Annotated in this window: 5 protein-coding genes and 1 pseudogene; 4 read left to right on the forward strand and 2 right to left on the reverse strand. The window is 68.5% G+C overall.

The features are described from left to right. Nucleotides 1-16 precede the first annotated feature (16 nt). From ACKOQ4_RS02145 to ACKOQ4_RS02155, 3 genes are all read left to right on the forward strand, one after another. Nucleotides 17-3,280: an arabinosyltransferase domain-containing protein gene (locus tag ACKOQ4_RS02145; protein WP_526288360.1), complete on the forward strand. Its 3,264-nt coding sequence runs from the start codon at nucleotides 17-19 to the stop codon at nucleotides 3,278-3,280. Next, complete coding sequence (locus ACKOQ4_RS02150; protein WP_526288362.1) at nucleotides 3,277-6,537, forward strand: arabinosyltransferase domain-containing protein; 3,261 nt, start codon at nucleotides 3,277-3,279, stop codon at nucleotides 6,535-6,537. Before ACKOQ4_RS02145 ends, ACKOQ4_RS02150 begins: the two co-directional genes overlap by 4 nt. 90 nt (nucleotides 6,538-6,627) lie before the next feature. Continuing rightward, complete coding sequence (locus ACKOQ4_RS02155) at nucleotides 6,628-7,974, forward strand: HNH endonuclease signature motif containing protein (protein WP_526288364.1); 1,347 nt, start codon at nucleotides 6,628-6,630, stop codon at nucleotides 7,972-7,974. A 19-nt stretch (nucleotides 7,975-7,993) separates the two neighbouring features. On the opposite strand, the gene ACKOQ4_RS02160 is transcribed toward ACKOQ4_RS02155, so the two are convergent. Continuing rightward, the gene (locus tag ACKOQ4_RS02160) at nucleotides 7,994-10,027 is read right to left on the reverse strand and encodes a glucose PTS transporter subunit IIA (protein ID WP_526288366.1); all 2,034 of its coding nucleotides are present in this window, start codon (nucleotides 10,025-10,027) and stop codon (nucleotides 7,994-7,996) included. 41 nt (nucleotides 10,028-10,068) lie between these two features. Here ACKOQ4_RS02160 and ACKOQ4_RS02165 point away from each other — a divergent pair, with 41 nt between their 5' ends. Then, the gene (locus ACKOQ4_RS02165) at nucleotides 10,069-10,830 is read left to right on the forward strand and encodes a hypothetical protein (protein ID WP_526288372.1); all 762 of its coding nucleotides are present in this window, start codon (nucleotides 10,069-10,071) and stop codon (nucleotides 10,828-10,830) included. On the opposite strand, the pseudogene ACKOQ4_RS02170 reads toward ACKOQ4_RS02165, so the two are convergent. Next, a pseudogene (locus ACKOQ4_RS02170) lies at nucleotides 10,811-10,919 on the reverse strand (hypothetical protein); the annotation flags it as partial. The gene ACKOQ4_RS02165 and the pseudogene ACKOQ4_RS02170 sit on opposite strands and share 20 nt — an antisense overlap.

Genomic DNA, 10,919 nt, shown 5'->3' on the forward strand with positions numbered 1-10,919 from the left:
CCTACCATCGACCCTCGTGCCCAGCGTGAGCGTCGAATCCTCCCGGATCGCTCGGCTGGTTGCGATCCTGGCCGGACTGGCCGGCATCGTGCTGTGCGCGCTGACCCCGCTGCTGCCGGTCACCCAGAGCACCGCGACGATCCAGTGGCCGCAGAGCGCCGGGCGGGAAGTCGGCGATATCACCGCACCGCTGGTCTCCGGGGCGCCGCTGTCCCTGCAGGCCTCGGTTCCGTGCACGGCGGTGGCGAAACTGCCCCCGAAGGGCGGCGTACTGTTCTCCACCAACCCCGCCGAGGGCATTGACGCGGCCCGCAACGGACTGTTCATCCGGGCGAACGCCGACTCGGTGATCGTGGCGTTCCGCGACACCGTCGCCGCGGTGGCCCCGCGCGCCGCGGTGGCGGCCGGCTCCTGCAGCGTCATCAGGGCCTGGGCGGACCCGGGAGCGGCGGGAGCGGAGTTCGTCGGCATCCCCGGCGCGGCCGGAACCCTGCCGCCGGACAAGAAGCCTCAGGTGAGCGGCGTCTTCACCGACCTGAAGGGGCCGGCCGAACCGGGCTTGTCGGCCCGCATCGACGTCGACACCCGTTTCATCACCAGACCGACGCCGCTCAAGCTGGCCGTGATGGTGGCCGGGGTGCTGTGCGTGATCGCCTCGATAGCGGCACTGGCCGCGATGGACCGCGGCTGGACCGTGCGCGGGGTCGCGGCCGCCCGACGCCGGCTGACGCGGCACTGGCCGGCCGACATCGGAGTGATCGGAGTGCTGCTGGTATGGCACGTCATCGGAGCGATCTCCTCCGACGACGGCTACAACCTCACCATCGCCCGAATCTCCGGCGAGGCCGGCTACAACGCCAACTACTACCGCTACTTCGGGGCCTCCGAGGCGCCGTTCGACTGGTATCAGTCGGTGCTGGCAGGGCTGGCATCGGTCAGCACCGCCAGCGTCTGGATGCGACTGCCGGCCACCGCGGCGGCCATCGGCAGTTGGCTGATCCTCAGCCACCGGGTGCTGCCGCGACTCGGATCGGGCCGTGGCGGGCTGGCCGGCGACCGGGTGGCCGTGGCGACCGCCGGAGCGGTGTTCCTGGCGGCCTGGCTGCCTTTCAACAACGGCCTTAGGCCCGAGCCGCTGATCGCCTTCGGCGCACTCGCGGTGTGGATGCTGGTGGAGCGCACCATCGCCACCCGTAGGCTGGCTCCCACCGCGGTGGCGATCGTGGTCGCGGTATTCTGCGCGACGCTGGCTCCGCAGGGCCTGATGGCCGTCGCGCCGCTCTTGGTGGGCGCACGCTCGATTGCCCGGATCATCGGCGCCCGCCGGGCCGCCGACGGTGCACTGGCCGCGCCGGCGGCGCTGGCCGCAGCTCTCTCGCTCTTCTTTGTGGTGGTGTTCCGCGATCAGACCCTGGCGACCGTCGCCGAGTCGGTGCGCATCAAATATGTTGTCGGACCTACGATCTCGTGGTACCAGGACTTCCTGCGCTACTACTTCCTTACGGTCGAGGACCACGTCGAGGCCTCGCTGACGCGCCGGTTCGCGGTACTCGTGATGCTGGTCTGCCTGTTCGCCATGCTGGTGATGCTGCTGCGCAAGGGCCGGATCCCCGGCACCGCCCGCGGCCCGGTGTGGCGGCTGATCGGCAGCACCGCGTTGGGTCTGCTGCTGCTGACCTTCACCCCCACCAAGTGGGCTGTCCAGTTCGGCGCCTTCGCCGGACTTGCCGCGGCGCTGGGCGGTGTGACGGCATTCGCCTTCGCCACCGTGGGGTTGCACAGCCGCCGCAACCTCGCGCTGTACGTGACCGCTCTGCTGTTCGTGGTCGCCTGGGCCACCTCGGGCATCAACGGCTGGTTCTACGTCGGCAATTACGGAGTGCCCTGGTACGACCGCCAGCCGGTCCTGCTGCACCGGCCGGTGACGTCTATGTTCCTGGCAATGGCGATCATCACCGCGCTGATCGCCGGATGGCTGCACTTCCGGATCGACTACGCCGGCCATACCGAGGTAAAGGACACCCGTCGCAACCGGCTGCTGGCCTCGACACCGCTGCTGGCCGTCTCGCTGATCATGGTGCTGCTCGCGGTCGGGTCGATGGCGAAGGGCTTCGCGCAGCGCTACCCCGCCTACACCAACGGCAAGGCCAGCGTGCGCGCGCTGGCGGCCGGGTTCGGGACGAAGAGTTGCGCGATGGCCGACGAGGTCCTGGTCGAGGCCGACACCAACGCCGGGATGCTCAAACCGGCACCCGGCCAGAAGTGGGGCAAGTACGGGCCGCTGGGCGGGGAGAACCCGGTCGGATTCAGCCCGAACGGGGTCAGCGACAATCTCGACCCGGTGGCGCCCTTCGTCGCCAACCCGGGAACAGTCAACTCCGACGGGTCCCCGAACAAGCCGAACGTCGGCATCGGATTCACCGGCGGCACCGGCGGCGGCTACGGCCCGGTCGGAGTGAACGGCTCAAAGGTGTTCCTGCCCTTCGGACTTGATCCCAAGACCACGCCGGTAATGGGCAGCTACAAGCAGAACACCCTGGCCGCCAAGGCGACTTCGGCGTGGTACGAGCTTCCGCCCCGAAGCCCCGACCGGCCACTGGTGACCGTCACCGCGGCAGGCGCGATCTGGTACTACGACAACGAGGGCGAGTTCCACTACGGCCAGTCTCTGAAACTGCAGTGGGGTGTGCGCCAGCCGGACGGGACCTTCAAGGCGCTGGACAAGGTCTATCCGATCGACACCCAGGAGCAATTGGCCTGGCGCAACCTGCGTTTCCCGGTCGGGGACGCGCCGGCGGAAGCCAACGTGGTGCGCATCGTCGCCGACGATCCGAACCTGTCCATCGAGCAGTGGTTCGGCTTCACCCCGCCGCGGGCACCGATCCTGCAGACGGCGCAGCAGTTGCTGGGCGACCAGACGCCGGTGTTCATGGACATCGCCAGCGCCGCACACTTCCCATGCCAGCGCCCGTTCGCCGAGCATCTGGGTATCGCCGAAGTCCCGCAGTACCGGATCCGGCCCAACCTCAAGCAGGTGGTGGTCTCGTCGAACATGTGGCAGACGGCCCGCGCCGGTGGCCCCTACCTGTTCATCCAGGCGCTGCTGAGCACCACGACGGTGCCGACGTACCTGCGTGATGACTGGTACCGCGACTGGGGGGAGATCGAACGCTACATCCGCGTGGTTCCGGCCGCCCAGTCGCCGAACGCCGTCGTCGACGAGGGTTCCACGAGGGTGTTCGGGTGGAGCCGCAACGGACCCATCAGGGCGCTGCCATGAGCCGGCAGAGGATCGTCGCCGAGGAGACCACCGATCCGGGCGCGGTGAAGGTCACCCGCTGGGTGGCGGTGGTGGCCGGACTGCTGGGGTTCGTGCTGGCCGTCCTGACCCCGCTGCTGCCGGTGGTGCAGACCACCGCGACCCTGAACTGGCCGCAGAGCGGTCAGCTGAACAACGTCACGGCTCCGCTGATCTCACTGACACCGGTGTCGATGGGGGCGACCGTGCCCTGCGAGGTGATCCGGACCATGCCACCCAAGGGCGGCCTCGTGCTGGGACTGGCCCCGCAGAGGGCCAAGGACGCCACGCTGGAATCGCTGTTCGTCACCGTCGACGCCGAGAAGGTGAACATCACCGATCGCAACGTCGTGGTGGCCAGCGTCGCGCGCGCGAAGGTTCAGGCACCCGAGTGCCAGCGCATCGAGATCACCTCCACCGAGCAGGGCACCTTCGCGGGATTCATCGGGCTGCCGCCCAGCGCCGATTACAACGACCTCGACGAGAAGGAGAAGGAGGAGTCGCCGCAAACCGGATACGACTATCTGCGAAGTGGTTTCGCAGATCCCAATCTCCGGCCCAACATCGTCGGGGTGTTCACCGACCTGACCGGGCCGGCACCGCCCGGACTGACGGTGTCGGCGACTGTCGACACCCGGTTCAGCACCCGTCCAACCGCGCTGAAGCTTGCGGCGATGCTCTTGTCGATCGCCGCCACCGTGGTGGCACTGGCGGCGCTGTGGCGGCTGGACCGTCTCGACGGTCGCCGCATGCACCGGCTGATCCCGCGCCGGTGGCGGACGTTCACCGCGGTCGACGTCACGGTGGTCGCCGCATTCCTGGTCTGGTACGTGATCGGCGCGAACTCCTCCGACGACGGCTACATCCTCGGCATGGCGCGGGTCGCCGAGCGCGCCGGATACATGTCGAACTACTTCCGCTGGTTCGGTGTGCCCGAGGATCCGTTCGGCTGGTACTACAACGTGTTGGCGCTGATGACACATGTCAGCACCGCGAGTATCTGGATGCGGTTGCCCGACCTGGTCTGTGCGCTCCTCTGCTGGCTGCTGCTGTCCCGCGAGGTGCTGCCCCGGCTGGGACCCGCGGTGGCGGCCAGCCGGCCGGCGTTGTGGACGGCCGGGCTGGTGCTGCTGGCCGCCTGGATGCCCTTCGACAACGGCCTTCGCCCGGAGGGACAGATCACCACCGGCGCACTGATCACCTACGTGCTGATCGAACGCGCGATCACCTCCGGCCGGCTGACCCCGGCGGCGCTGGCGATCATCACCGCCGCGTTCACCCTGGGCATCCAGCCGACCGGCCTGATCGCCGTCGCCGCCCTGATCGCCGGCGGGCGGCCGATCCTGCGGATCCTTTCGCGTCGCAGAGCGGTCGTGGGCACCTGGCCGCTGGTCGCCCCGCTGCTGGCGGCCGGCACCGTGATCCTGACCGTGGTGTTCGCCGACCAGACGCTGGCGACCGTGCTGGAAGCGACCCGGATCCGCACCGACATCGGCCCGAGCCAGGAGTGGTACACCGAGAACCTTCGCTACTACTACCTGATCCTGCCGACCGTGGACGGGTCCCTGTCACGGCGCTTCGGCTTCATGATCACCGCGCTGTCGCTGTTCATCTCGACCTTTGTCATGTTGCGGCGCAAGCAGATTCCCGGCGTTGCCCGCGGCCCGGCTTGGCGGCTGATGGGTGTCATATACGCAACCATCTTCTGCCTGATGTTCACTCCGACGAAGTGGGTGCACCACTTCGGGTTGTTCGCCGCCGTGGGTGCCGCGGTGGCCGCGCTGGCCACCGTGCTGGTGTCCCCGGCGGTGATGCGCTCGGCGCGGAACAGGATGGCCGTCGTCACCGCGGTCTTATTCCTGCTCGCCCTGACCTTCGCCACCACCAACGGCTGGTGGTACGTCTCGAGTTACGGGGTCCCGTTCAACAACACCATGCCCAGGTTCGGCGGGGTGAGTGTCAGCTCGATGTTCCTGGCCCTGTTCATCGCATCCGCGCTCTACACAGCCTGGCTGCACATCACCTCCCGCCGTGGGGAGGGCCGGTCGACCCGGCTGCTGACCGCCGCACCGATACCGTTCGCCGCAGGTTTCATGGTGCTGGTCTTCCTGGCCTCGATGACCGCGGGCGTCATCCGCCAGTACCCGACCTACTCCAACGGATGGGCGAACATCCGGTCCCTTGCCGGTGGCTGCGGGCTGGCCGACTACGTGCTCGTCGAGCCGGATTCAAATGCGGGCTTCCTGGTCCCGCTGCCCGGAAACTACGGTCCGCTCGGGGCCCTGGGTGGCACCAAGGCCGTCGGTTTTTCACCTAACGGCGTGCCGGAAAAGATTGTGGCCGAGGCGATTCGGGTGAACAACCCGACGCCGGGGATCGACCACGACTGGGAGGGCCCGTTCAAACTGGCCAAGCCGGGCGTCAACGGATCCACGGTGCCGTTGCCCTATCAGCTCGATCCGGCACGGGTTCCGCTGGCCGGCAGCTACGTCGACACCGGCCAGCAGGAGAGCCTGCTGACCTCGGCCTGGTACGCGCTGCCGCCCCACGACGACGGCCACCCGCTGGTGGTCGTGACGGCGGCCGGCACCATCGCCGGCAACAGTGTGCTCAACGCGCACACCGACGGCCAGACGGTGGAGCTCGAGTACGGCCGGCCCGGACCGGACGGCGCGCCGGTGGCGGCCGGCCGGGTGGAGCCCTACGACCTCGGGCCGGCGCCGTCCTGGCGCAATCTGCGCTACCCGCGATCGGCGATTCCGGCCGATGCCACCGCGGTTCGCATTGTGGCGCAGGACAAGTCGCTGTCGCTGGGCGACTGGGTGGCAGTCACCCCACCGCGGTCACCGGAACTCCGCACGGTGCAGGAGTACGTCGGATCCGGCCAGCCGGTGCTGATGGACTGGGCGGTCGGGCTGGCGTTCCCCTGCCAGCAGCCGATGCTGCACACCAACGGTGTCACCGACGTGCCGAAGTTCCGGATCACCCCGGACTACACGGCCAAGAAGCAGGACACCGACACCTGGGAGGACGGCCGCAACGGCGGCCTGCTGGGCATCAGCGACCTGCTGCTGCGGGCGCATGTCATGTCGACCTACCTGTCGGACGACTGGGGCCGGGACTGGGGATCGCTGCGCAAGTTCGACACCATCGTCGACGCCACGCCGGCAGAGTTGGAATTGGGCAGCGCGACGCGGAGCGGGCTCTGGAAGCCGGGGAGGATCCGGATCAAGGCCTGACCCGCGGCGCGTTATCCCCAGCCCGGGATTGATGCACAGATGCGGTTTGGCCTCTCGCCGCAGTCGGACAGCCGGCGTAGCTTTTCGAATATGAGTTCGATCAACGAGGTGTTCGTCCGGCTGGACGAAGCCGTGGAGGCCGTCGGGGCGGTGAACTGGGACGCCCTCGAGGTCGCTGACCTGTTCGCCTGTCTGGACCGGCTGGAGACGGCCCGCCGCCGTGTCACTGCCTGCGCCTTCGACGGCGCGGCGGCGGTGGATCGGCGCGAGAAGGAGCTTGGCGGTCGCAGCCGGCAGATCCTCGCCGACGTGCTGCGGATCAGCCCCGCCGCGGCCAAGCGACGCGTCCAGGGATCCGCCCAGTTGGCGCCCCGCACCACCCTGACCGGCCAGCAGCTGCCCCCGGAGTTGGCCGCCACCGCCAAAGCCTGGCACTCCGGGACTCTCGACGGCCGGCACCTGTCTGTCATCCAGAAGTTCCTGCGCGAACTGCCCGACCACCTCGCCGCGGCCGACGTCGACAACGCCGAGGCTTTCCTGGCTGAACAGGCCGCGTTGCTGCGGCCCGACCAATTGGAGAAGGTGGCCGCCCAGTTGGCGTTGCGGCTCAACCCCGACGGGAATTTCTCCGACGCCGACAGAGCCCGCAAGCGGGGCTTCAGTTGGTCGGGCATGCAGGGGCCCGACGGAATGAGCGTCGCGCGGCTGGTGGCCACCCCGGAACTGCGAGCCCTGCTCGAAGCATGGGCGGCCAAGTTCGCAGCACCGGGTATGTGCAACCCCGATGACGAAAGCCCCACCGTCGCGGGTGATCCCAGCCAGGACGTCGCCGATCGGGATGCCCGCAGCCACGCTCAGCGCCAGCACGACGCCCTTGTCGCCCTCGTACGGGGACAACTCGGGGATCCCCGGCTCGGCGAACACCGCGGCCTTCCCGTCACCGTGGTCGTTTCGACAACCCTGGAACAACTGCACACCGGCGCCGGGGTTGCCGTCACCGCCGGCGGCACCCTGCTACCGATGCGCGATGTGATCCGGATGGCCAGCCACGCCTGGCACTACCTTGCCGTCTTCGACAGCCACACCGAGCGAGCGTTATACCTGGGGCGTTCGAAGCGGATCGCGTCGGCCGATCAGCGAATCGTTCTGCACGCGAAGGACCGTGGCTGCACGGCGCCCGGCTGCGACAAGCCGGGATATTTGAGCGAGGTCCATCACGTCGACGAATGGGCCGAGGGCGGCCTGACCAACATCGACAAGCTCACCTTCGCCTGCAAAGGCGACCACGCACTGCTCAGGCACGGCGGGTGGAGGACACGAAAACTGATAGACGGCGCGACCCAATGGCTCCCACCACCGCATCTGCCGCTATCCGGCGGAACCAACACCTTCCACCACCCCGAACGGATGCTGCCCGATGCCCGCGATGGCACCTAGACCTGGTACGGGTGTGCGGTCACAGGCCCGCATCGGCGGGCAGCGGGGCAGGTTCGATGGTGAGGATCGGCGCGCCGGCATCGATCTCGCCCCCGGCGACCACCTCGAGCGGCCCGAACTTCTTGGCGTTGAGCACGATGATCGGCGTGATCAAGGGATAGCCCGCATCCTCGATGACCTTCCGGTCGAACTTCACCAACGGCGTTCCGGCGCTGACCTTCTGGCCCTTCTCGACCATGACGTCGAAGCCCTCGCCCTTGAGCTTGACCGTGTCGATGCCGATGTGGATCAGCACCTCGACGCCGCTGTCGAGGAGAATTCCGAAAGCGTGCCCGGTCGGCTGGGCGGCGATCACCGTTCCCGACCCGGGCGCGTAGGCGGTGTCTCCAGACGGCTCGACTGCCACGCCCGGACCCATGATGCCCTTGCCGAACACCGGGTCGGGCACGTCACTCAGCGCCACCACGGTGCCGGCCAGCGGCGAGACGACCTCGGCCGCCACACCGGCCTCACCGGCGGCCTTGGTGGCGGCCGCGGCGACCAGCGTGTCCGGGCTCGCCTCTCCCATCGGCCCCTCGAGATCGGCGACCGGGACGCCGGCGGCCACGGCGGCGGCGGCCTGCTCCGGGGTGCGGTAGCCGGAGAGGATCACCAAGACCATCGCGGTGAAGAAGGCGGCCAGCACTGCGACCGCGTACAGCCCCATGCTGCTGAAGGCCGGGATGGTCAGCAGCGAGGTGAAGACGAACGCCTTGGTCGTCACACCGCCACCCAGGCCGATGATCAAGCCTCCGACCAGACAGCCCACCAACATTCGTGGATAGATCCGTTTGAATCTCAGATGGATGCCGTAGAGCGACGGCTCGGAGATTCCTCCGAGAAGACCCGCGGCCAGGGCGCCGACCGCGGTCTGCCGCATGGCTTTGTCACGCTCACGCCAGGCCAGGAACAACACGCCGGCGGTTGCACCGAAGCAGGCGAAGTTCCACGCGCCCATCGGGCCCTGGATGAAGTCGTAGCCGAGGGTCTGAATGTTGACCAGCATGATCGCATTGACCGGCCAGTGCAGACCGAGCGGAACCATGAACGGATACGCCAGCGGAATGAGGATCGCGAAGATGAACGGCGAGAAGTCGTTGATCGCCTTGAGGAAACTGCCCAGCGCGGCACCGACGTACACACCGATGGGCCCGATCAGGAAGGCCGTCAGCGGGATCATGATCAGCAGGGCGAGGAACGGCACGAAGATCAGTTGGACGTTTTCGGGGATGACTCGTTTGAGGAACTTGTACAGCGGGCCCAACACCGCGGCCATCAGCAGCGGCGGGAACACCTGGGAACCGTAGTTGTGGATCGTCAGCGGCAACCCGAAGATACTGACCACATCGACGGTGGAGCCGAACACCTTCGTCGGTGTGGCGACATCCCTGAGTGCGGCGAATCCGGGCAGCATCACCACGGCCATGATCGCGAAACCGATCCAGGGGTCCGCACCGACTTTCTTCGATGCGTTGTAGGCCACCATCAACGGCAGGAATACGAAGACGCTCTGCCAGCACAAGTTGATGAACTGCCAGGACGGCGACAGTTCGGTGCGCGGGTCGGCCCAGTTGGGTATCACCTTCAGTGTGCTCATCAGGGCCATGAAGGTGATGAACAGCGAGGCGCCGAGCAGGGCGCCGAGAATCGGCCGGAACGAGTCGGAGAGGAACTCGAAGAACGAGTCGAGCCAGGCGAACTTGCCGCGCGGGCCCTTGGCGCGGGCGGCGGCCTTGATCGCGGCCGCGTCATCGCCGCCCCCGCCGCCGCCCATGCCGGGCAGCGCCTTGATCTCGTTGTAGACCGTCTGCACCCCGCCGCCGATCACCACCTGGTAGCGGTTGCCGGCCTGCGGAACCGCGCCCATCACACCGGACACCGACTCCAGTTCGGACTGCTTGACCCCGGAGGCGTCGTGGAGGGTGAACCGCAGCCGGGTCGCGCAGTGCGACAGGCTCTCGATGTTCGCCGCGCCGCCGAGTTTGTCGACGATGTCCGCCGCTGTCTTCGACATACGTTCCAATCCTTCGGGCGCCCGGACCGCAGAATGCCGAGGTGAGCCGATGGTATCGGCTGATTCAGGGCGTCGGAGGGGTTTGCGGGGGCGCCGGTCCGGGGGGCGGAGCGTCCTCGGGAGCGGGGCTGACCGGCGGCGGCGGGGCAGCGGTCCGCAGCCGCTCGGGCTGCAGCGACCACACCGTCTGGTCGGCCTCGGAGGCCGCACGCGCGCAGTACGCAGGCGTGCCGGTCTCGGTGACAGCTGCCGCGCCGAGCACAGCGCAGTCCGCACCGAGAACCACCACCGGCAGATCCATCCGGGCCGACCAGTACGCGTTGGCCGCCACCGCCTTTCACCTTCTGACCGGCAGCGCTCCGTTCGAGCACAGCAATCCCGCCGTCGTCATCGGCCAGCACCTCAGCGAGCCACCGCCGGTTGCGTCCCTGCCGGCCGACCTGTCCGCCTTCGGCCCGGTTTTCGCCAAGGCCATGGCCAAGGACCCTGCCGACCGGTACGAGAGTTGCGCGGATTTCGCCCGGGCGATGCAGCAGGCCCTGCAGCCGTCGGCCGGGCTGCCGCCGCCGGCCGGGGGCTCGGCGCGCCACCGCAGGAGTGAGTCAGCACCCGGCGGGCGGGGACCGGGGCAGCGCTGGCTGGCGGTCGGGCTGGGCGTACTGGTCCTCGCCGGTGTGGCCGGGGCGGCTGTTCTGGTCGCCGGGCAGCGCGGCGCCGGCGACGCCGATGCGCCGCCCACGACCCCGCCGCCGCCCCCGCCCGCGGTGTCGGCCCGGATGGATCTGCCGGTGGTGGTTCGCTGAGGTGCTGGCCGATGACGACGGCGGGATTGCTGTGCTCGAACGGAGCGCTGCCGGTCAGAAGGTGAAAGGCGGTGGCGGCCAACGCGTAC

It is taken from the genome of Mycobacterium sp. (assembly GCF_046095365.1).
In the GTDB taxonomy this organism is placed as follows: Bacteria; Actinomycetota; Actinomycetes; order Mycobacteriales; family Mycobacteriaceae; genus Mycobacterium.

Coding starts and splice junctions, on each gene's coding strand:
- ACKOQ4_RS02160 (WP_526288366.1), bottom strand. CDS start 10,027: ATGTCGAAGACAGCGGCGGACATCGTCGACAAACTCGGCGGCGCGGCG.
- ACKOQ4_RS02150 (WP_526288362.1), top strand. CDS start 3,277: ATGAGCCGGCAGAGGATCGTCGCCGAGGAGACCACCGATCCGGGCGCG.
- ACKOQ4_RS02155 (WP_526288364.1), top strand. CDS start 6,628: ATGAGTTCGATCAACGAGGTGTTCGTCCGGCTGGACGAAGCCGTGGAG.